This window comes from Sagittula marina (genome assembly GCF_014196795.1).
In the GTDB taxonomy this organism is placed as follows: Bacteria; Pseudomonadota; Alphaproteobacteria; order Rhodobacterales; family Rhodobacteraceae; genus Sagittula; species Sagittula marina.
This window is the reverse complement of record NZ_JACIEJ010000008.1, coordinates 1-20,099: the sequence shown is the minus strand read 5'-3', so window position 1 is coordinate 20,099 and position 20,099 is coordinate 1. Positions and strand designations below refer to the sequence as shown.

Annotated in this window: 18 protein-coding genes and 1 pseudogene; 10 read left to right on the top strand and 9 right to left on the bottom strand. The window is 61.8% G+C overall.

Annotated elements, in window-relative coordinates; translation table 11 throughout:
* Positions 1-171: 171 nt before the first annotated feature.
* Both GGQ68_RS15490 and deoC read right to left on the bottom strand, forming a co-directional pair.
* Positions 172-465 (bottom strand): hypothetical protein, encoded by a 294-nt coding sequence (locus GGQ68_RS15490; protein WP_183967581.1) that lies wholly within the window; start codon positions 463-465, stop codon positions 172-174.
* 90 nt (positions 466-555) lie between these two features.
* A complete protein-coding gene (gene deoC, locus GGQ68_RS15485; RefSeq protein WP_183967579.1) occupies positions 556-1,554 on the bottom strand; it encodes a deoxyribose-phosphate aldolase in 999 nt (332 codons plus the stop codon).
* A gap of 193 nt (positions 1,555-1,747) precedes the next feature.
* On the opposite strand from deoC, the gene GGQ68_RS15480 reads away from it, so the two are divergent.
* From GGQ68_RS15480 to GGQ68_RS15455, 6 genes and pseudogenes are all read left to right on the top strand, one after another.
* Positions 1,748-2,707, top strand: coding sequence for a metal ABC transporter solute-binding protein, Zn/Mn family (locus tag GGQ68_RS15480; RefSeq protein ID WP_183967576.1), 960 nt, complete (start codon positions 1,748-1,750; stop codon positions 2,705-2,707).
* On the top strand, positions 2,704-3,447 hold the full coding sequence (locus GGQ68_RS15475) for a metal ABC transporter ATP-binding protein (protein ID WP_183967574.1): 744 nt from the start codon (positions 2,704-2,706) through the stop codon (positions 3,445-3,447). The genes GGQ68_RS15480 and GGQ68_RS15475 overlap by 4 nt, the downstream gene beginning before the upstream one ends.
* A 4-nt stretch (positions 3,448-3,451) precedes the next feature.
* Positions 3,452-4,339: pseudogene (locus tag GGQ68_RS15470) on the top strand (metal ABC transporter permease); the annotation flags it as partial.
* 20 nt (positions 4,340-4,359) lie between these two features.
* Complete coding sequence (locus GGQ68_RS15465) at positions 4,360-5,262, top strand: metal ABC transporter permease (RefSeq protein ID WP_183967570.1); 903 nt, start codon at positions 4,360-4,362, stop codon at positions 5,260-5,262.
* A gap of 139 nt (positions 5,263-5,401) precedes the next feature.
* A complete protein-coding gene (locus tag GGQ68_RS15460; RefSeq protein WP_183967568.1) occupies positions 5,402-8,425 on the top strand; it encodes an error-prone DNA polymerase in 3,024 nt (1,007 codons plus the stop codon).
* Positions 8,388-8,627, top strand: coding sequence for a hypothetical protein (locus GGQ68_RS15455; RefSeq protein WP_183967566.1), 240 nt, complete (start codon positions 8,388-8,390; stop codon positions 8,625-8,627). Before GGQ68_RS15460 ends, GGQ68_RS15455 begins: the two co-directional genes overlap by 38 nt.
* 310 nt (positions 8,628-8,937) lie before the next feature.
* Here GGQ68_RS15455 and GGQ68_RS15450 read toward each other — a convergent pair whose 3' ends face one another.
* The 4 genes from GGQ68_RS15450 to uraH all read right to left on the bottom strand — a co-directional run bounded on the left by GGQ68_RS15450 (position 8,938) and on the right by uraH (position 12,499).
* Positions 8,938-10,122: an amino acid aminotransferase gene (locus tag GGQ68_RS15450; protein WP_183967564.1), complete on the bottom strand. Its 1,185-nt coding sequence runs from the start codon at positions 10,120-10,122 to the stop codon at positions 8,938-8,940.
* Positions 10,122-10,979 carry a 3-mercaptopyruvate sulfurtransferase gene (gene sseA / locus GGQ68_RS15445; RefSeq protein ID WP_183967562.1) on the bottom strand — a complete coding sequence of 286 codons (858 nt, stop codon included), beginning with the start codon at positions 10,977-10,979 and terminating at the stop codon, positions 10,122-10,124. Before sseA ends, GGQ68_RS15450 begins: the two co-directional genes overlap by 1 nt.
* A gap of 138 nt (positions 10,980-11,117) precedes the next feature.
* Entirely contained in the window at positions 11,118-11,594 is a 477-nt protein-coding gene (smpB, locus tag GGQ68_RS15440; protein ID WP_183967560.1) for an SsrA-binding protein SmpB, read from the bottom strand.
* Between the two features lie 548 nt (positions 11,595-12,142).
* Complete coding sequence (gene uraH / locus GGQ68_RS15435) at positions 12,143-12,499, bottom strand: hydroxyisourate hydrolase (protein WP_183967558.1); 357 nt, start codon at positions 12,497-12,499, stop codon at positions 12,143-12,145.
* Between the two features lie 77 nt (positions 12,500-12,576).
* Between uraH and puuE the strand changes: the two genes are divergently transcribed.
* Both puuE and GGQ68_RS15425 read left to right on the top strand, forming a co-directional pair.
* Complete coding sequence (gene puuE, locus GGQ68_RS15430; protein ID WP_183967556.1) at positions 12,577-13,995, top strand: allantoinase PuuE; 1,419 nt, start codon at positions 12,577-12,579, stop codon at positions 13,993-13,995.
* A 273-nt stretch (positions 13,996-14,268) separates the two neighbouring features.
* A complete protein-coding gene (locus tag GGQ68_RS15425) occupies positions 14,269-14,757 on the top strand; it encodes an ureidoglycolate lyase (RefSeq protein WP_183967554.1) in 489 nt (162 codons plus the stop codon).
* A gap of 115 nt (positions 14,758-14,872) precedes the next feature.
* Here GGQ68_RS15425 and GGQ68_RS15420 read toward each other — a convergent pair whose 3' ends face one another.
* A complete protein-coding gene (locus GGQ68_RS15420) occupies positions 14,873-15,409 on the bottom strand; it encodes a hypothetical protein (RefSeq protein WP_183967551.1) in 537 nt (178 codons plus the stop codon).
* Here GGQ68_RS15420 and GGQ68_RS15415 point away from each other — a divergent pair.
* Both GGQ68_RS15415 and GGQ68_RS15410 read left to right on the top strand, forming a co-directional pair.
* A complete protein-coding gene (locus tag GGQ68_RS15415; RefSeq protein WP_246429391.1) occupies positions 15,408-15,821 on the top strand; it encodes a hypothetical protein in 414 nt (137 codons plus the stop codon). The two genes, GGQ68_RS15420 and GGQ68_RS15415, sit on opposite strands and share 2 nt — an antisense overlap.
* Positions 15,793-16,497 (top strand): hypothetical protein, encoded by a 705-nt coding sequence (locus GGQ68_RS15410; protein WP_183967549.1) that lies wholly within the window; start codon positions 15,793-15,795, stop codon positions 16,495-16,497. Before GGQ68_RS15415 ends, GGQ68_RS15410 begins: the two co-directional genes overlap by 29 nt.
* A gap of 63 nt (positions 16,498-16,560) precedes the next feature.
* On the opposite strand, the gene GGQ68_RS15405 is transcribed toward GGQ68_RS15410, so the two are convergent.
* Positions 16,561-19,125 carry an HWE histidine kinase domain-containing protein gene (locus GGQ68_RS15405; protein WP_343055966.1) on the bottom strand — a complete coding sequence of 855 codons (2,565 nt, stop codon included), beginning with the start codon at positions 19,123-19,125 and terminating at the stop codon, positions 16,561-16,563.
* Between the two features lie 17 nt (positions 19,126-19,142).
* Positions 19,143-19,739 carry a heme oxygenase-like domain-containing protein gene (locus tag GGQ68_RS15400; RefSeq protein WP_183967545.1) on the bottom strand — a complete coding sequence of 199 codons (597 nt, stop codon included), beginning with the start codon at positions 19,737-19,739 and terminating at the stop codon, positions 19,143-19,145.
* Positions 19,740-20,099: the final 360 nt, after the last annotated feature.

Below are 20,099 nucleotides of genomic sequence, written 5' to 3'. Positions count from 1 at the left end.
GCCTGCCATCGCATGTCGTATTGCCAAGTATAGAACAGATCCCCGGACGCCCGGAGTTCTGCTTCGTGTTTTTCCCAAATGTGCTTCGCAATCGTTGTGAGATGAGCCTCCCCACCAGAGTCACGGAGCGCTTCGAGAACCCATTCCTGAAGATCCGCTTTAGCCGCCATCTCATATCCCCCCGAGTATCAGCCAGGCCACATAGGCCAGCCACAGAAGCGCCAGCACCCAGACGCCTTTTACGATCCAGCCCACACGCCGATGCACGGCGGCATAGTCCGCCAGCTCCGGCGTCAAAGCGTCGCCCGTGGGCGGTGCGTAGGTCGGTGCCTCGCCCAACTGCCGTTGCGCGGCGGTGGACAAGTTGCGCACCGCGCGCCGGATCTTTGCCCGCTGCCACCCGCTTGCCAGCGTGACGGCAAAGACGAACACCATGGCCAGCGACCATTCCGCGCTCATATTCATCGGCCCGACGCCCCTGTATCTGTTTGGTTCAAATGTTCATCGCCCAAGGCGACGCCCTCCCCGCAGGTCAGGCCGCGCCCCGAACCGGCCTCACGCCGATGCATGCCGCCAGCTCGCCGAATAGGCCCCGGTGACGTGATGTTCCAGCTGCCGCTCGATATCGCCCAGCAGCGACGACGCGCCAAAGCGGAACAGGTCAGGTCGCAGCCAGCGGTCGCCCAGCTCTTCTTTCACAAGCGACAGATACAGCACCGCGTCCTTCGCCTTGGAGATCCCGCCAGCAGGTTTGTAGCCCACGCGAACCCCGGTGCGCAGATGGTACTCGCGGATCGCCCGCATCATCACAAGGCTGACAGGCAGTGTCGCGTTCACCGATTCCTTGCCGGTGGAGGTCTTGATGAAATCCGCGCCCGCCATCATGCACACCAGCGACGCCCGCGCCACGTTCTGCAAGGTGCCCAGCTCGCCGGTGGCCAGAATCGCCTTCACATGCGCCTCGCCACAGGCCGCGCGAAAGGCCTTCATTTCATCGTACAGCCCCTGCCAGTCGCCGGTCAGCACCTTGCGGCGCGAAATCACGATGTCGATCTCCTCCGCCCCCGCCTTCACGCTTTCTTCGATCTCCGCGATCCGCAGGTGCATCGGTGACAGTCCCGCCGGAAATCCTGTGGACACAGCGGCCACCGGAATGCCCGAACCGTCCAACGCCTTCACTGCGGGCGCGATCATGTCGTGGTACACGCACACCGCACCGACGGTCAGATCCGGCAGGCCCAGCACCTCCAGCAGGTCGGCGCGCACGGGCTGGCGCGCCTTGGCACACAAGCGCGCCACGCGACCTGCGGTGTCATCCCCCGCCAGCGTCGTCAGGTCGATGCAAGAAATCGCCCGCGCCATCCAGGCCGCCTGATGATCCTTCTTGACCGAACGCCGCCCCGGCAACGTCGCCGCGCGTCGCTCAATCGCGGACCGGTTCGCCCGTGCCGAAAGCACCCAGTCCATATCCAGCGCCATGCCCGGATTGCGCGCGCCATGCACCTGCGGCAATTGCGCCGCCCCGAGGGCAGTCTGCTGATCTGTGATGGTCATCGCGGGTCTCCTTCTGGCGGCGCGGCAACCCTGCCTGCGGGTCGAGCGGACTGCAAGACTTCCGTTCCGGCAAATGGTGACGCGGTGCCTCTGACCGGCAAGGCCCCCACCTATAGCTTTTGTTGCGACTAACTCGCAAAAGCGTTGACTTCTTGCGAATGATTCGCATATTCATCACTCAAAGGAGCGATAAATGAACCTCACTCGCCGCCACATGCTGACTGCAACCGTTGCTGCCCTGACCCTCCCGCAGATGGCCCGCGCCGCGTCCGCGCTGACCGTGACCGCCACCACCGGGATGATCGCCGACACAGCGCGTAACATTGCCGGGGATCTGGCAGAGGTCACCGCCCTCATGGGACCGGGGGTGGATCCGCACGGCTATCGTCAGACCCGCTCCGATATCGTGGCGCTCAGCCGCTCCGACCTGATCCTGCGCAACGGCCTGAACCTCGAAGCACAGCTGAACGATCTGCTGGACAAACTTGCCGCCCGCACCCCCGTCACCGCCGTGGCAGAGGCGCTGCCGCAAGATCAGACGCTCTACAACACAATCTACGAGGGCCGCCCCGATCCGCATATCTGGATGGTGCCCGCGTTGTGGGAGTACGCCATCACCGCCACGCGCGATGCGCTGACCGACCTGCGCCCCGACGCCGCCGATCTGCTGGCCGCCAACACCGACCGCTATCTCTCCGAGGTCCGCGCCACCGACACCTATGCCCGCGAGGCGCTTGCCTCCGTGCCGCCGAACGCCCGCGTTCTGGTGACGGCGCATGACGCCTTTGCGTATTTCGGCCGCGCCTACGACTTCGAGGTTCTGGGCATTCAAGGCATCTCAACGGAATCCGAGGCTGGTCTGGCGCGCATTTCCGCCCTCGTGGACACGCTCGTTACCCGCCAGATCGGTGCCGTCTTCGTCGAAAGCTCCGTCTCCGATCGCAACGTCCGCGCTCTGGTCGAAGGCGCGGCAGCGCGCGGCCACACGGTGCGCATTGGCGGAGAGCTGTTTTCCGACGCCATGGGCATTCCCGGCACCTATGAAGGCACGTGGCTCGGCATGATCGACCACAACGCGACGACCATCACCCGCGCCCTGGGCGGCACCGCGCCCGCCTCGGGGCGCCTTGGCAAGCTCTCGGCAGGCCTATGAAGGACACCGCGCTGCTTTCCGCCCCGCTTCAGGTGCAGGACCTGACCGTTTCCTACGGCGGCGATCCCGTGCTGACCGGGGCTGACCTGACAGTGCCCGAGGGCGAGATGACCGCCATCATCGGCCCCAACGGCGCGGGCAAATCCACGCTGCTCAAATCCGCGCTCGGTCTGGTCAAACCGCTGTCCGGGACGATCACGGCCTGGGATCAGCCACTGGCCGCACAGCGGGACCGCATCGCCTATGTGCCACAGCGCGCCTCCGTCGACTGGGACTTTCCGACCACGGTTCTGGAAGTCGCGCTGATGGGTCTTTACCGCCAGCTCGGCCTGCTGCGCCGCACCCGCCCCCACCACCGCGACAAGGCGCTGGCCTGCCTTGATCGCGTCGGCATGTCCGACCTCGCGGATCGTCAGATCGGCCAGCTGTCAGGCGGCCAGCAGCAGCGTGTCTTCCTCGCCCGCGCGCTGGCCCAGGAGGCCGAGTTGTATCTGCTCGACGAACCGTTTGCCGGTGTGGATGCCGCCACCGAAGCCGCCATCATCACCGTCCTTCATGGGCTGCGCGACGCTGGGAAAACCGTGCTGTGCGTCCACCACGACCTGTCGACCGTGCCGCGATACTTCGATCATGTCTGCCTGTTGAACCGGCATACTGTGGCCCAGGGGCCGACCGCCACAACCTTCACCGACGCCAACCTGATGCGCACCTACGACGGGCGTCTGCCCACTGCGGCCTGACCAGATGCTCCTTGATGCTCTTACATTGAACCTCGGGTACAACGCGACGCTGGTCGCCCTCGGAGCAACGGCTTTGGGGCTGGCCGCAGGCACTGTGGGCACCTTCCTCTACCTGCGGCAACGGTCTCTGGTATCGGACGCCATCAGCCACGCGACCCTACCGGGCGTCGCGATTGCGTTCCTTGTCATGGTCGCGCTTGGCGGCACCGGGCGCAACCTCGCCGGGCTGATGCTGGGCAGCGCAATCACCGCCGCGCTCGGGCTGGCCACTGTGACATGGCTGACCCGCGCGACCCGCCTGCCCCAGGATGCCGCCATCGGTGCGGTGCTCTCGGTCTTCTTCGGCACCGGGATCACGCTGCTGACCGTGATCCAGACCCTCGACGCCGGGCAACAAGCCGGACTGGAAAGCGTTCTGCTCGGGGCCACCGCCGGAATGCTGCGCGCCGATGCGCTGCTGATCGCGGCAGGGGGCGCGTTGACCTTGCTGGCGACGATGGCGCTGAGGCGCCCCTTGCTCATGATCGCCTTTGACGAAGGTTATGCCGCCCAGCGCGGTCTGAACGTGGCGCACTACGACCTTGCGTTGCTTGGCCTGGTGCTGGCCGTGACCGTCACCGGGCTGAAAATCACCGGCCTGATCCTGATTGTTGCGCTGCTGGTGATCCCGCCGGTGGCCGCGCGCTTCTGGACGGACCGCGCGCCGCGCATGGCCCTGATCGCCGCGGTCATTGGCGCAGGTGCAGGCTACGTTGGTGCTGCGCTCTCCGCCTCCGCGCCGGATCTGCCAACCGGCCCGCTGATCGTGCTCACCGCCTTCTCGGCCTTTGCCGTCAGCCTGTTCTGCGCGCCCCGCCGTGGCCTTCTCGCCTCCGCCCTTCGCCACACCCGCCAACGCGCCACGGCCCGCTCATGAGCGAGTTCATCGCCCTTTCCCTGCCCCCGATGCTGATCGGCACGCTGGCCGCCATGGCCTGCGCCCTGCCCGGCAACTTTCTGCTTCTGCGCCGTCAAAGCCTGATCGGTGACGCCATTTCCCACACGGTCCTTCCCGGTATCGTGGTGGCCTTCCTGCTCACCGGTTCGCTCGCCGCGCTGCCGATGATGCTGGGCGCTGCCGCAGCCGCCCTGCTGGCCGTTGTGCTCATCGAACTTATCCGTCGCTTCGGCCGGGTGGAGCCGGGCGCGGCCATGGGTGTCGTCTTCACCACCATGTTCGCGGCGGGCGTGCTGCTGCTGGAACAGACCGACACGGCATCGGTCCACCTCGACGTCGAACACGCCCTTTACGGCAACCTCGAAAGCCTGATCTGGCTCGACGGCTTTGTCCCCGGCGCCCTGACCGACCCGCAGGCGCTGGCGACCCTCCCGCCAGAGCTGACGCGCATGGCCCTGACACTCGCGGTCATCGCGCTGGCGCTGTGGATCTTCTGGCGACCGCTGGCGCTGGCCACCTTTGACAACGGTTTCGCGCAAAGCCTCGGCCTGCCGGTCACGACCCTCTCCCTCGGGCTGGTGGTCTGTGCCGCCATGGCCGCCGTCGCGGCATTCGACGCCGTTGGCTCGATCATCGTGATCGCCATGTTCATCTGCCCGCCCGCCAGCGCGCGGCTGATGACCAACGACCTGAAACACCAGATCGCATGGTCCCTCGCCTTCGCCGCACTGTCGGCCACGCTTGGCTATGTGCTCGCAGGCTACGGACCACTCTGGCTGGGCGCAGAGGCCTCCGTCTCCGCCGCCGGGATGATCGCCACGGTCTCCGGCCTTATCCTTGGCGGGACCGCCCTCGCAGGCCCACACCGCAAAGCGTAACCTCCTCGCGTCTGTTTTCATGTCGCCCCCCATAGTCCAGTGAAAGCACATCTTTCGGCTTGCCCCCTGACAGCGTGCCAACGCCGCAATCCGATAATAGGACTCCAAAAAGAACAAATCATGAACTACCATGTGATTCATGTTCGCCGAGCTCTGCATCACCTCCAATTTCACCTTTCTCACCGGGGCCTCCCACCCGGAGGAGTACATGGAGCGTGCCGCCCTGCTTGGCCTCGACGCCATCGCCATTGCCGATGACAACTCCGTCGCGGGCATCGTGCGCGCCCACACGCAGGCAAAGGACATCGCCCACCAGATCCGCACCCGTGACGAGATCGAGGCACGCGATGGCCCTATCGGCCCGCCCGCCCCGGCGCACCTGCCAAAGCCGCCCTCCCTGCCCGCCCGCAATATCCCGAGGTTGATCCCCGCAGCGCGGCTGACCCTCACCGATGGCATCAGCTTCACCGCTCTGGCCACCACCCGCGCAGGCTGGGCCACGCTCTGCCGCCTGATCACGCTGGGCCGCCGCCGGGCACAGAAAGGCACCTGCCTGCTCACCATGGCCGACCTGCCCGCGGACATGAGCGGCCTCGTCGCCATCCTCCATCCGCCACAGGCGCTCACCTCACAGGGCGGCGCGGGCGCATGGTCGACACTGGCGCAGCAGCTGACGCGCCGCGTCGAAACGCATCTTGCTCTCGCGCCCTGCTATGACGGACAGGACCGTCCCCGCTTCGACGCGCTCGGCGCGCTGGCGCAGCGGTTGAACATCCCCACCATCGCCAGCGCCGCCCCGCTGATGCACCATGGCCGCCGCCGCCGCATGGCCGACGTGCTGACCGCCATTCGCCGGGGCTGCCGGATCGAGGAACTCGGCCGCGCCGCCTGCGCCAATGCCGAACAGCGCCTGCGCTCCGGCCCAGAGATGCGCCGCCTGCTCGGCCCCCATGCCGAGGCTGTCACCCGTGCCGCAAACCTTGCCCGCCGTTGCACCTTTGACATCGCATCCCTGCGCTACGAATACCCTTCCGAAGTCACCGAGAACGAGACCGCGCGCCAGCGCCTCTCCCGCCTCGCCCACGAAGGCCTGGACTGGCGCTACCCCCAAGGCGCCCCGGACCACGCGCGCGCGCAGCTCGCCCATGAACTCGACCTCATTGGCAAGCTGAAATACGAACCCTATTTCCTGACCGTGCGCGACATCGTGGCCTTCGCCCGGGAGCGCGGAATCCTGTGTCAGGGGCGCGGTTCGGCCGCCAATTCCATCACCTGCTACTGCCTCGGCGTCACCTCCGTCTCCCCCGAGATCGGCACCATGGTGTTTGAGCGCTTCGTCTCCGAGGCCCGCGACGAGCCGCCCGACATCGACGTGGATTTCGAACACGAACGCCGCGAAGAAGTCATCCAGCACATCTACGAACGCTACGGCCGCCACCGCGCGGGGCTCTGCGCCACCGTGATCCACTACCGCGGCAAACGCGCCATCCGCGAAGTGGGCCGCGCCATGGGCCTGTCAGAGGACACGCTCGGCGCGCTTTCCTCCCAGCTTTGGGGATTTTTCTCCACCAACGGACTGGAGGAAGAGCGGATGCGTGAGATCGGCCTCGACCCCACAGACCGCCGGCTGAAACTGACGATGGAGCTGATCTACGAGATCATCGGCTTTCCGCGCCACCTGTCCCAGCACGTGGGCGGCTTCATCGTCACCGAAGGACGGCTGGACGAACTTGTCCCGATCGAAAACGCCTCGATGGAGGGGCGCACCGTGATCTGCTGGGACAAGGACGACATCGACGCGCTGGGGATCCTGAAGATCGACGTGCTCAGCCTCGGGATGTTGACCTGCATCCGCAAGGCGTTCGACCTGCTCAAACGCCACCACGGCACCACGCACACCCTCGCCACCCTGCCCCCCGAAGACCCAAAGACCTACCAGATGCTGTGCAAGGCCGACAGTCTGGGCGTCTTCCAGGTGGAAAGCCGCGCGCAGATGAATTTTCTGCCCCGCATGAGGCCACGCTGCTTCTACGACCTGGTGATCGAAGTGGCGATCATCCGCCCCGGCCCGATCCAGGGCGACATGGTCCACCCCTACATCCGCCGCCGCAATGGCGAGGAACAGGTCACCTTCCCCTCCGATGCGCTGGGGCGCGTGCTGGGCAAGACGCTGGGCGTGCCGCTGTTTCAGGAACAGGCCATGCAGATCGCCATCACCGGCGCGAACTTCACCCCGACCGAGGCCGACCGCCTGCGCCGCGCCCTTGCCACCTTCAAGAAACACGGCAACGTCAGCGAATTCCGCACCCGCTTCCTGAAGGGGATGATGACCAACGGCTATGATGCCGATTTTGCCGAACGCTGCTTTTCCCAAATCGAGGGCTTTGGCTCCTACGGTTTTCCCGAAAGCCACGCCGCCAGCTTTGCCCTGCTGGTCTATGCCTCTGCCTGGCTGAAATGCCACCATCCGGGCATCTTTGCCTGCGCCCTTCTCAATGCCCAACCGATGGGGTTCTACGCCCCCGCCCAGATCGTGCGCGACGCCCGCGAACATGGCGTGCAGGTGCGTCCCATCGACATCAATGCCAGTTACTGGGACAATGTGATGGAGCCAGACGAGCGCGGCGGCCTCGCCCTCCGGTTGGGGTTTCGCCAGATCAAGGGGCTGGCGGAGGACGACGCCCAATGGATCGCAGGCGCGCGCGGCAACGGCTACCAATCGGTGCGTGACGTCTGGCGCCGCGCGGGGCTGGCCCCGGCCACTTTGGCCCGACTGGCCGAGGCCGACGCCTTCCGCCCGATGGGTCTCAGCCGTCGCGAGGCGCTGTGGCAGGCCAAGGCGCTGGTGAAAGGCCCGGAGCTGCCGCTCTTTTCCGGCGATCTGGACGGCGAGGCGATTCTGGAACCCACCGCCCACCTTCCGGAAATGACGCTGGGCGAAGAGGTCGTCGAAGATTACGTCGCCATGCGTCTGAGCCTGCGCGCGCATCCCGTGGCCCTGTTGCGCCACATCCTGACGCCGCCGCCGGCCAACCGCACGAGGGGTACTGCCCCCAATCCTGCGGACCTCCCCCAGAGGTATTTGAACAGCAAGGAAATCGCGCGCGCGCCAGACAGCAGAGCGCATGTTTCGCGACAAGCGGGCGGCCTCCGCACCACATGATACGGCCCACATCCGCGTCGATACAGCCCGGACAAACGTTGCCGGTGCAGGTGCGCCATTGCCCCCTTGGACGAGGCAGGAAAACAGCGCGGCGAACAAGGGCGACCCGCCCCGCCATTATCTTGAGGTTTTGACCGCCGAAGTGGACCAGCACGCCTCCATCGCCATCGTCACCCACATGCCCACTTATGGAAGGGGATGACAGCTTCAGGTTACAGTCGCTCACCACTCCGGACAGACGCATGTCACTGTCGTATTGAAAGGATAAGCGTGCGGTTGATCGCTGACATGCCCTGATCCCCAGATGCTGCGCGACCACGGCACAGCAGACCGCGAACCGGCCAAGACGAAAGCCAAGCTGTCGAGGACGTCACAGAGCACCGCTTGAAATATATTTCGGTGGGCTGTGATCCGCGCGACGAAGTGCGCCAGAGGCGCGCGAGGAGAGACAAGCAAAAGGGGACGCGGGCCAATGCCCGCGTCCCCTTTTTCATTTTGACAAAGGTAAAGCCTCAGACGCCCGCGGCGACCATGGCTTCGGCCAGCACCGGCACCGAATCCTTGTTCAGACCGGCCATGTTGATGCGCGAATCGCCCACCATGTAAACGCCGTGGCTCACACGCATGGCTTCCACCTGCTCCGGCGTTGCGCCAAGCCGCGAGAACATGCCCCGGTGCTCGGCCACAAAGGCAAAGCGGTCCGAGTTGGTCAAACGTGCCAGTTCACCCGCCAGCTGCTGACGCAAGGCCAGCACGCCTTCACGGATCTCACGAACTTCTTCTTCCCAATCCATGCGCAACGCGTCGTCCTGCAGCACCATGGTCACCAGACGGGCGCCGTGGTCCGGCGGGAAAGAGTAGTTCTGACGGTTCAGATAGTTCAGCATGCCCTGGTTTGCCTGACGGCGCACCTTGTCCTGGGCGACAGCCAACAGCAGCCCTGTCCGCTCCCGATACACACCGAAGTTCTTGGAGCATGACGCCGCAATCAGCACTTCCGGCATCTGCGCCACGACCATGCGCAGGCCCGCCGCATCTTCGGCCAGACCGTCGCCAAAGCCCTGGTAGGCAATGTCGATCATCGGGGTTGCGCCGGTCTTCAACAGCGTGTCGATGACCTGCTGCCATTGCTCCAGCGTCAGGTTCGCGCCGGTCGGGTTGTGGCAGCACCCGTGGAGCAACACCACATCGCCGACGCGCGCATCGGCGATGTCTTCGATCATACCGGCAAAGTTCACCGACCGCGTCTCGGAATCGAAATACCGATAGGGCTGAATGTGCATTTCCATGTGCTTGAGGATCGACAGGTGGTTCGGCCACGTTGGATCGGACACGAAAACACGCGCCTCCCGGTTGGCCATGCGGATCATGTCAAAGCCCTGGCGCACCGCGCCCGTGCCACCCGGTGTCGCCGCCGCCGCCACGCAATCGCGCGGGCAGGCATCACCGATCAGCAGATCGAACATCGCATCCGCAAAGCCCACGTCGCCGGCCAGCCCGGTGTAGCTCTTGGTCTCTTCCACTTCCCAAAGCTGCTTTTCCGCAGCCTTGACGGCACGCATGATCGGCGTCTTGCCTTCGGCGTTCTTGTAAACGCCAACGCCCAGATCGATCTTGGCCTCGCGCGGATCTTCGCGGTAGGCCTGCATCAGCATCAGGATCTTGTCTTCGGGTTGTTCTTTGAGAAGTTCGAACATCAGTTTTCTCCGGTGGCGACAGGCAACGTCGGAAAGGCACCCCATTCCGCCCATGACCCGTCATAAAGCGCGTGGTCAGTCTTTCCGATGACCTCCAGCGCAAGGTTGATAATGGCAGCTGTAACGCCGGATCCACAGCTCGTGATCACGGGCTTGGACAGATCCACGCCTGCGGCCTCGAATTCCGCACGCAAGGCGTCGGGCGACTTCAGGCAGCCGTCTTCGGTCAGCAGGCGCGCATAATGCACACTCTTTGAGCCGGGAATATGACCCGAGCGCAGACCCTCTCGGGGTTCTTCGGCTTCGCCACTGAACCGCTTCAGACTGCGCGCATCGAGGATCTCGTGATCCTTCAGCTTGGCCGCCGCGCTGACCTGCGTCACGTCACGCACCATATGCGCCTGACGGCGAACGGTCATGTGACGGTCACGGATCATCGGCGGCAGATCCTCCACCCGGCGTTCCTCTGCGACCCACTTGGGCAGGCCGCCGTCCAGAACGGCAATGTCGGTCTTGCCCATCAACTTGAACAGCCACCAGACGCGCGCGGCAGAAAACACGCCCATGCCGTCATAGACGACGACTTGATGGCCGTCGCCCACACCCATGGCACGCATCCGCGACATGAACTTCTCCGGCTCAGGCGCCATATGCGGCAGGTCCGAGCGCGCGTCCGAGATTTCGTCAATGTCAAAGAACCGCGCACCGGGAATATGGCCCGCCTTGTATTCCGCCTTAGGATCGCGCCCGGCGTCCGGCAGATACCAGCTTGCGTCCAGAATCCGCAGATCCGGATCGTTCAGATGTTTCGAAAGCCAATCGGTCGAAACCAGCACCTTGGGATCGTCTGTGGCCATGTCGCCCCTCGCCCTTGTCATGGGCCACACGCTTAGGCAAGCGCGCACCATTCTGCAAGGCGAACCACCGGCTTTGCGCCCAAGGTCGCGCTGTCAGCGCAAAACCGCAACAGCGGTAGCGCCAACACAGCGGGCCGATCAGCCGTTGCTCTTGAGCAGTCGCTGTTTTTGACGATTCCAGTCCCGCTTGGCGGCGGTTTCGCGCTTGTCGTGGTTCTTCTTGCCTTTCGCGATGCCGACCTTCAGCTTCACGATGCCCTTGTGGTTGAAGTACATCACCAGCGGCACGATGGTCATGCCCTTGCGCTGGGTCTCGTTCCACAACCGTGACAGCTCCTTGCGCGACACCAGCAACTTGCGGCGCTTGCGCGGCTCGTGGCTGAACATCGCGCGCTCGTAGGGCGCAATGTAGGAGTTCACCAGCCAAAGCTCCCCCTCTTCCACCGCCGCATAACTTTCGGCGATGTTGGAGGTGTTCTCGCGCAGAGATTTCACCTCCGACCCGGTCAGGATCATGCCGCACTCGATGTCATCCTCGATGGCATAATCAAAACGTGCGCGCCGGTTCTCGGCTATCACTTTGTAGTTCGGGTCGGATTTGGGTTTCTGTGCCATGGCTGGTCTAGATAGGGGCGCTTGATCGGGTTGTCCATAGGAGGCGCTTTCACAGCCATCACGGACATCACATGCGCAGGCACCTCACGTTCGAGGATATGACATCTGCGTCAACATATCCGACCCTGAATATGCGCTTGAACCGATACCGGCTGGCGCTGGATCGGCTCCACCATAGCATCCGCGACCAGAGCCGGCCGAACCTTATACCGCTACAGCCCGCAGCCCTGTCCGGCCCGGCGCGCAAATCGAATAGGTGAAACCTGATATCGCTTGTCACGAACCGCCCCGAGGGCGGTTGTGACCCAAGATCGCAGCGTGAAAAATCGTCGCGTTAACCACATTTCTGACAGGCTTGCGTACAAAGCTTAACAACCGACCGGTTTTCGCCGCGAACCGGTCGGTTCGTCGGTTAAAATCCGTAAAGGCGGCTTAAGATATCCTTCCGCCTTGTGGTGCATCCGCATGCGCAACACATCATGTGGCCTGCGCGCGCTGCGTTCATTCCGGCGCGCGCTCTGTTTCCGGCCCCTTAAGTTAACCTTGGATCAGCTGCCGCGATAGGTCGACATGCCGTAGGGAGAGATCAGCAGCGGCACATGGTAATGGTCGTCCTCGGACATGCCGAAACGGATCGGCACCACGTCCAGAAACAGCGGCTCCGGCCCCGCCGTTCCGGTGGCCCGCAGGTAATCGCCCGCCTCAAAGACAAGCTCGTAGCAGCCCTTGGCAAAATCGGCCTGCCCAAGAATTGGGCGATCCGTCCGTCCATCCGCGTTGGTCGTCAGGTCGCATATCTTGTGGCGCACATCGCTTTCGATGCGATATAATGATATTCTAACGCCCTCCGCCGGACATCCTCGCGCCGTATCCAGCACGTGTGTGGTCAGGTAACCTTCGCTCATTTCGGTTGCATCCCCTTGCAAATTGCGCCGTGGTGGCGCTTTTCAGATGGTTGAAAGCAATCCAGTGGGAGGTCAAGATGAACCGCTATCCTCGTGACATGATCGGCTATGGCCCTGATCGCCCTGATCCGCAGTGGCCCGGCGGCGCAAAAATCTGTGTTCAATTCGTATTGAACTACGAAGAGGGCAGCGAAAACAATCTTTTACATGGTGACGGCGGGTCTGAAGGCTTCTTGTCTGACATCCCCGGATCGCAGCCCTGGCCCGGCCTGCGCCACTGGAATATGGAGTCGATCTACGAATATGGCGCACGCGCCGGGTTCTGGCGGCTGCATCGCCTGTTTACGGGGCGAAATCTGCCGCTGACCATCTACGGTGTGGCCAGTGCTCTTGCCCGGTCCCCAGAGCAGGTCGAAGCGATGAAGGACGCCGGGTGGGAGATCGCCTCTCACGGGCTGAAATGGATCGAACACCGCGACATGCCGGAAGAGGAAGAGCGCGCGCAGATCGCGGAGGCCATCCGCTTGCACACAGAGGTCGTCGGCACGCCGCCGCGTGGCTGGTACACCGGCCGCTGCTCGATGAATACGGTGCGATTGACGGCCGAGACCGGAAAGCTTGATTACATTTCAGACACATACGATGATGATTTGCCCTATTGGTTGCAGGTGGGCGACCGCGACCAATTGGTGATCCCCTACACGCTTGAAGCCAACGACATGCGTTTCGCCGGAGCCCCTGGGTGGGTCACGGGCCACGATTTTGAAGAATACCTCATCGACGCCTTCGACACGCTCCGCGCCGAAGGGCACGCTGGCGCGCCTGCCATGATGAGCGTCGGTCTGCACTGCCGCCTGGTGGGCCGACCGGGAAAAATCGCAGGGCTGACGCGCTTTCTCGACCACATTCAGCAGTTCGATGATGTCTGGGTGCCACGTCGGGAGGACATTGCCGACCACTGGGCCAAGGTCCATCCACCAACGCGCGCACCGCGCCCCAGCGTCATGGATCGAGACACCTTTGTCGCCACGTTCGGCGGAATTTACGAACATTCACAATGGGTCGCTGAACGGGCCTTTGATCTGGAACTCGGACCAGCGCATGATCGCCCCGCAGGTCTCGCGAACGCGCTGGCCCGCGCATTTCGCAGCGCGACGGCAGAGGAGCGCATGGCCGTGCTGCGCGCGCACCCTGACCTCGCTGGAAAATTGTCGCAAGCCAAGCGGTTGACCGATGAGAGCACGTCGGAACAAGCGGCGGCCGGGCTCGACGCGCTCACAGATTCGGAACGCGCGCAATTCACAACGCTCAATACAGCGTATACAGAAAAGCAAGGATTTCCCTTTATTATAGCCGTGCGCGACCACGATAAAGCGCAGATCCTTGCCGCGTTTGAACGTCGTCTGGCCAACGACCCCGACACCGAATTTGCCGAAGCCTGTCGGCAGGTCGAACGTATTGCGCGCCTGCGTCTGGAGTCACTGGTTCGCAAATGAACACCGTGAACAAAATTGTATCGATCATTACCACCAAGAGCAATTTCACACCGATCTGACGCACGCCTTTGCCAAAACGCATGTGATGGAACACGTGCTTAACGTCTGGTCCGGTATGGCGGGCAATTCTCTGAATCGAAGCTGGGTCGATGTCGATCCTCCCGATTGCATGGAGTTGCTCGCCTTTTTCCCGGTAGTTTTTATGGCCTCCGTCAAGGAATCCTTCAGACACTTTCTGTAGAAAGACGTGAAAGCCCTCGTAAAGTTGCCGCCATGACCTTGGACCACATCCAGATAAAGCCACTGACCGCCGTGGACTTCTCCGCCTTCGGCGATGTTCTGGAGGCCGCGGGCATTCCCGACAGATTGATCAACCACGGGATGGGCGGTCGCTTTCACGACCGGGCGCTTTTGGATTTCGGGCCCGATGGACGCGCAGGTATATCCATTTTCGATGCGGAGCCACGCGACCTTCCCTATCATCTCAATATCTTGGAACGGCATCCTGAGGGCAGTCAGGCCTTCATCCCGATGCACTCCAATGAATGGCTTGTCATTGTGGCGGAGGCCGGAGACACCCCCGGCCCTGTCCATGCATTTCGTGTGCCCCCGGGGGTAGGCGTCAACTTTCACAAAGGTACATGGCATGGTGTCCTGACACCGTTGCATGTGCCGGGGCTGTTTGCCGTGATCGACCGGATAGGCCAGACCTCCAACTTGCAGGAATGTCGCCTGCCCGTGCCTTTGGTCATCACAGAATAGAGGGTCCTTAGATCCGGTCCCATCCAGATGGCTTTCCCCGCCCCACCCGTGGACAGGACCGAAGTTCTCGAAAGCAGCAAGATGGGGGCCAGCCCCCACCCGACCGGCCTTATCCCTACCGACGCGCAATCGAAAAACCGCGGTTTCGAAGGCAGCTGTAATCATAACCGCTGCGACGCTGGCCGTTTGCGCGGAAGTTCGTATGGCAGGCCTGCGGCAAATGGCGGACCGCTCGATAGTTCCGGTTCAAGCAGCCCGATCCAAGGACAAGCCCATGCCGACGCGTTTCGCGCAGGCAGTGACGTGGGAGAGCAGGCTTGGACGCGGCCTTGCGGTTGCCATTGTGCCGACGCCACTGCTCTGCACCACGCTGATGTCCGCTGTAGGAACGGCTACGCTCGTCTTTGCGTTCAGCCTTTTGAAAGGCACCATTCTTGTTCAACTCATGCAATAGCCAGACAGTGGCAACCGTGCCGATCAGCGCCTTGGTCTTGTCTCGGTCTGCGGCCTGCGCAGGAGCCGCCGCAGCCAGCGCAGCGATAAGGGCACCGATGGTGAGGATCGAAGTAATGTACTTGAGATGCTTTAAAGCCATTGGGATGGTCCTTTCATGGATCAGTCTGAAAAGCCTCCACAGCGGGAGGAAATTCATGATCCCAAGCTGGCCGCAGCGTCCTGTTCATCACAATATCAGCTCCCGGTTATCGGATATCGCGGCCCACTGGCGCCTTTGGTTATTGAATTTCCCAGCAGCGCCGCGCAGGTTCAGCAGCATGAAACAGATCCTTGCCATGACCATCATAATGCTTTCGCTCGGCCTACCGTCGACGGCAGCCGCCGACTGCTATGTCGCCTACAAAGCGAAAAAACAGCCCCCGCTGGAGCTGCACTTTGGTATACTGTCGTTGCCCGGGACCTGCCCGGACAAAGGCACGGCTGCAACCCAAACAGCAAATCGCATCGCCTCTGGCGGATGGACACTGCTGAATGTTGTCAGCTTTAAAGACGGCCCACCCTCAGCCGGGGAGCAAGCCAATGCCGGCACATACTACCTCCGTTACTGATAGCCTGCGCCAGAGTACGCGGCTCGTGACCGGCGGTGTCGCGGCCATCATCGTCATCCTCAGCGCTGCGGCCGGATTCTTGTTTCTGACACTGCCGGATGGGCAGGCGTTCAACGATCAGGTCGCGCAACTCTTTGCCAACAACGACGCGCTCCAAAGCCAAGGCGAGGTGGAGCTTCTGATGATCCTCGCCCAGTCAGGCACGGCGTTTGCCGACGTGCTTGCGAGTTATCGGATGATCATTCTTGTCTTGATGATCTTTGCCGCCGCGCTGCTGGCGGCCGCGCTTGTATTTGTTGTTATGCTGATGACACTTAACCGACGCATGGCGCAGGTGGAACGCTCCGGGATCGAGGTGTCGAGCCTGATTATTTCACGTGAGGAACGCACCGTCTATCTCAACACGATGGGCTTCAAATTGACCGATGCGATGATCGAAACCATGTCCGTGTTGGCCGAAGCGCGGCTGGATGACGAACTTCTCACAGGTGCGCAGATCGAAGCGATGATTTCGGGCAGAGACGCGTCGGACTGCGAAGAAGCCGCCGGCGCCACGCGGATCAAGCGACTACGCGACGGCTTAGGCAATCAGATGGTGTCGGAGCTTTTGGTGAAGAACATCGCGCGCAAGGGCTATGTTCTGGCGATAGACAAGGGTGTGATCGAAATGGTTTAGACGTTAGATCCCACGGCAATATGGTGCAATCACGCCGTGGGAATGGTCTTGGATCTTCGACGCTTATATGCGGCCGCGCTTCGCAAACGCCTTTTCGAAAGCTCCTTCGAGCGCAGATTGCGAGAACGGCTTTTGTACAATCACCACGCCATCCGGGTAGGCCTCCACCAATTCCTCCGCCGCGCCATATCCGGTCGCCAGAACGAACGGCACACCGGAGGCCGCCAAGCGCTCAGCAACCGGCAAGGACTGCTCATCGCCCAGATTCACATCCAGCAGCGCAAAAGACACCTGCGTCGTGTTGAGATATGACATGGCCGCGTCGACGGATGAGACGATTTTGACATCGGACGCCCCCAAATCACTGAGGATATCTGCCGCATCCATGGCAATGATCAGCGTGTCTTCCAGCACCATACCCTTGCCGGAGATCTTATAGGCGCTATCAGACTGCGACGGCAGATCGTTCGACGAAACGGTCTCGCCTTCCTTCCTGACTGCAGCGATGACACTTGGCGGCAGCCGGAAGTGCGCCTCAACTCCGGTCATCTTATAAGAGATTTCCGCATCGCCACGCAGTTCGTGCGGCACGGAATTTTCGATGATGGTCGATCCAAATCCACGCCGTTTGGGCGGTGCGACTGGCGGGCCCCCGACTTCTTTCCAGTGGATCAGGAACCCCCCGCTGGCGTCGACCTTCGTCGTCACCAGAACCCTGCCGGAGCTGTCGCAAAGCGCGCCGTATTTAATCGAGTTAGTCGTCATCTCGTGAATCACCAGCGCCATTGTCGTGAACGCTTGCGGCGAAATCATCGCGTCAGGCCCTGTCACTTCCATACGGTCGGATTTACGATCAGCAAAAGCCTCGAGCTCGGTACGGATCAACGTCTTCAGCGAAGTCGGTTCCCATTGCTCGGAGGTCAACTGATCATGAGCCCGCGCCAATGCCTGAATGCGACCGTCCAGGTTGGCAGTCAGTTCTTCCATGGATTTTGCGCCCGATGCAGATTGAGACAACAATCCCCGCATCAGGTTCAAGATGTTCCGAACCCGGTGGTTCAGCTCCGAGATCAGCAATGACTGCTGTTCCTGCGCACGTTTGCGCTCCAGATTGGTGGCATCGGTGATCTTCAGGAAAACTTCCAGCAACACCGTCCGCAGCAACTCTGCTGCGTGCACCTCCTGTGGCGTCCAAGGGGCAGAGCGCCCCCGTACATCCTCTTTCCAAACATCAAAGCTCTTGCGCGGCGTCAGGCGTGTGCCATTCGGGCCGAACGACACCGGCTTTGTCGGGTCACCTGCCCAATCGATCGTCTCGGACACGGGGCGGCGCACCAGCACCAGATAGTCACGCGGCCGTTTCGAAATCGGTATCGCCATGATCCCGGCAAAGCGATCCTGATAGTCCTGAGCGCTCTCGAGGAATTTCGACAAGCGGTCAGTGGAGAACACACCCGTAGACGCGCCACGGTCCAGCATCCGGCAAATTTCACGGAACTGCTCTTCGCTCGGCACATCCCCAGCGGTCCGCAGTTCTTCGTTTTCATAGAGCATCAGCCCATCATGCGGGATGATATTGCGGATTTCCTCAGATACGGACAGCAGGCTTTTGTCGAGCGAGGAGCCGTTGGCCAGATGCGCCATCAGTTGGGTCTGCAGGCGGCGCGTGGCCTCCTCCGTTACCTTGCGGGCACGCTCCTCGAAGTTGATCAGCTCGTAGCTGAACATATGCGCGAACATCTCGATCGCCGTGCGGCGCTCATAATCGATGTAGCGCGGAATATCATGGTGGCAGGCGAACAAGCCCCAGAGCTTGCCGTCCTTCATGATCGACACAGACATGGACGCCTGAACACCCATGTTTTTCAGATATTCGATATGGATGGGAGAGACAGCACGGGTCACCGCCAGAGACAAATCCAACGGTTCGCCCATCATGGACACACCCGGCACCACAGGCTCTCCGGGATCGTTCACGTCCGATATCAAGCGCAACAGCGACCGCGTGTAAAGCGCGCGCGCCTGTACCGGAATGTCAGAGGCCGGGAACATCATACCATCATAGCGTTTCCGCCCGTCGGCGCGGTATTCAGCGACCACCTTGCCCGAATTGTCAGGCTGAAACTGGTAAACCATCACACTGTCGAAGCCGGAAAGGGCATGTAGAGCACGCGCGGCATCACGGGTCAGGTGTCGCAGATCGTCATTCTTCCGCAGCGTGGCAATATGCGGATACACTTCGGTCAACGGGTCACGCGGACTGGCGTCAACCTTTGGCTCGAACTCCACGATCAGCATCTCGCCCGACTGGTGGACGCAGATATCATAGCTGCGACCGGTGGCCTTGAGCGCGACACCGAACAGGCGCGTCACCGTGTCCAGGGCATTTACCAGACGCAGACTGGACCGGATGCGATCAAACCCATCGGAGACGATCAATTCGTGCAATGGACGCCCAAGCGCCTCATCCACCGCCACGCCCAGGATATCCGGAAGGTTTTCAGATGCGTGCTGCACCAGCCAATCCGAAGACACAGCCAGCAAAGCACCATAGGATTGGATGCGACCGAGTTGATGAATCGGCTCACGATCACAGTTTGTCAGATCAACGGGCTGTGTTGACGACAAGGGAGGGGGCGACGTCGTCAAGCGCGCAGTCCTTCGAATTCAGTGTCTACTCTGGATGAGCGCTGCGCCTTACCAGCTCTGTCAAACAATTCAAAGCCGTAGATTACATCATCCTTAATGCGGGCGGCCTCCCGCCCATTGGGGTCTACAGCGTCCAATAACCTGCAGTGCCGTTGCCATAGAGCACCGGCCGCCGGCGCAAGGAAATAGGTTGGCATTTCCGAGTGCGTCAACTGAGGTGCCAATCCGCGTCGCAGAACCTCTGTCCCCAAACGAGACCCAAGCACCAAATAATCAACCGCTGTCACATTGAGAGGATGATCAGAAACTACAGCATCGGCACGAACGCCGCGTTTTTCCAAATCGAAATCAAGCCGCCCGATGAGGTCATCCAGCACCAAACAGCACACCCCCTGTGAGGCATCTGAACGCGCGAGGCTCAAGGCAGCCAACCCAGAACGCTGCGCAGCAAGAAACCAATTCATCTCTCTCGCGGGGTCGGCTTGAAAACGTGAAAACTGCGCTTCGGCGCTGTCATGGGCATCGCGGCTCGCCAGCCGAAGTGCGTGACGAAAGCCACCCTCCTCCTTCTGCGCGAAGTTTATAGATTTCATGAGGTTATCGCCATCCCATACCGCAAGCGCAATTGTTTTGAATCTCAAACGCGCAGCGCACTGTTCAGGTTCCCATTCTTTCGAACAATAATTACAAACTGTTCGGACCGGACCGGGTGGTCCGTCAGCAATCGTGTTTGTCAGTTCGTTGTGGGTATCTCCGAAAAGGAAGATTTCAGAAACCAGTAAGGTGAAAAGTCATCCCAACTGGTTCATGGCTGTGCCAAAGTAGACATGTCACGGTTTGATGCCGCTCCTTTGTTATCATTTACTGCAACAAAGGAGATGAACTATGGGACTGAAACGGACGGACGAGTTTCGCAAGGATGCGGTGCGGATAGCACTGACCAGCGGGCTAAC

Coding starts and splice junctions, on each gene's coding strand:
- GGQ68_RS15455 (WP_183967566.1), top strand. CDS start 8,388: ATGTTTCGCGACAAGCGGGCGGCCTCCGCACCACATGATACGGCCCAC.
- deoC (WP_183967579.1), bottom strand. CDS start 1,554: ATGACCATCACAGATCAGCAGACTGCCCTCGGGGCGGCGCAATTGCCG.
- GGQ68_RS15460 (WP_183967568.1), top strand. CDS start 5,402: ATGTTCGCCGAGCTCTGCATCACCTCCAATTTCACCTTTCTCACCGGG.
- GGQ68_RS15480 (WP_183967576.1), top strand. CDS start 1,748: ATGAACCTCACTCGCCGCCACATGCTGACTGCAACCGTTGCTGCCCTG.
- GGQ68_RS15420 (WP_183967551.1), bottom strand. CDS start 15,409: ATGAATTTCCTCCCGCTGTGGAGGCTTTTCAGACTGATCCATGAAAGG.
- uraH (WP_183967558.1), bottom strand. CDS start 12,499: ATGAGCGAAGGTTACCTGACCACACACGTGCTGGATACGGCGCGAGGA.
- GGQ68_RS15450 (WP_183967564.1), bottom strand. CDS start 10,122: ATGTTCGAACTTCTCAAAGAACAACCCGAAGACAAGATCCTGATGCTG.
- GGQ68_RS15475 (WP_183967574.1), top strand. CDS start 2,704: ATGAAGGACACCGCGCTGCTTTCCGCCCCGCTTCAGGTGCAGGACCTG.
- GGQ68_RS15400 (WP_183967545.1), bottom strand. CDS start 19,739: ATGAAATCTATAAACTTCGCGCAGAAGGAGGAGGGTGGCTTTCGTCAC.
- GGQ68_RS15415 (WP_246429391.1), top strand. CDS start 15,408: ATGATCCCAAGCTGGCCGCAGCGTCCTGTTCATCACAATATCAGCTCC.
- puuE (WP_183967556.1), top strand. CDS start 12,577: ATGAACCGCTATCCTCGTGACATGATCGGCTATGGCCCTGATCGCCCT.
- smpB (WP_183967560.1), bottom strand. CDS start 11,594: ATGGCACAGAAACCCAAATCCGACCCGAACTACAAAGTGATAGCCGAG.
- GGQ68_RS15490 (WP_183967581.1), bottom strand. CDS start 465: ATGAATATGAGCGCGGAATGGTCGCTGGCCATGGTGTTCGTCTTTGCC.
- GGQ68_RS15425 (WP_183967554.1), top strand. CDS start 14,269: ATGACCTTGGACCACATCCAGATAAAGCCACTGACCGCCGTGGACTTC.
- GGQ68_RS15410 (WP_183967549.1), top strand. CDS start 15,793: ATGCCGGCACATACTACCTCCGTTACTGATAGCCTGCGCCAGAGTACG.
- sseA (WP_183967562.1), bottom strand. CDS start 10,979: ATGGCCACAGACGATCCCAAGGTGCTGGTTTCGACCGATTGGCTTTCG.
- GGQ68_RS15465 (WP_183967570.1), top strand. CDS start 4,360: ATGAGCGAGTTCATCGCCCTTTCCCTGCCCCCGATGCTGATCGGCACG.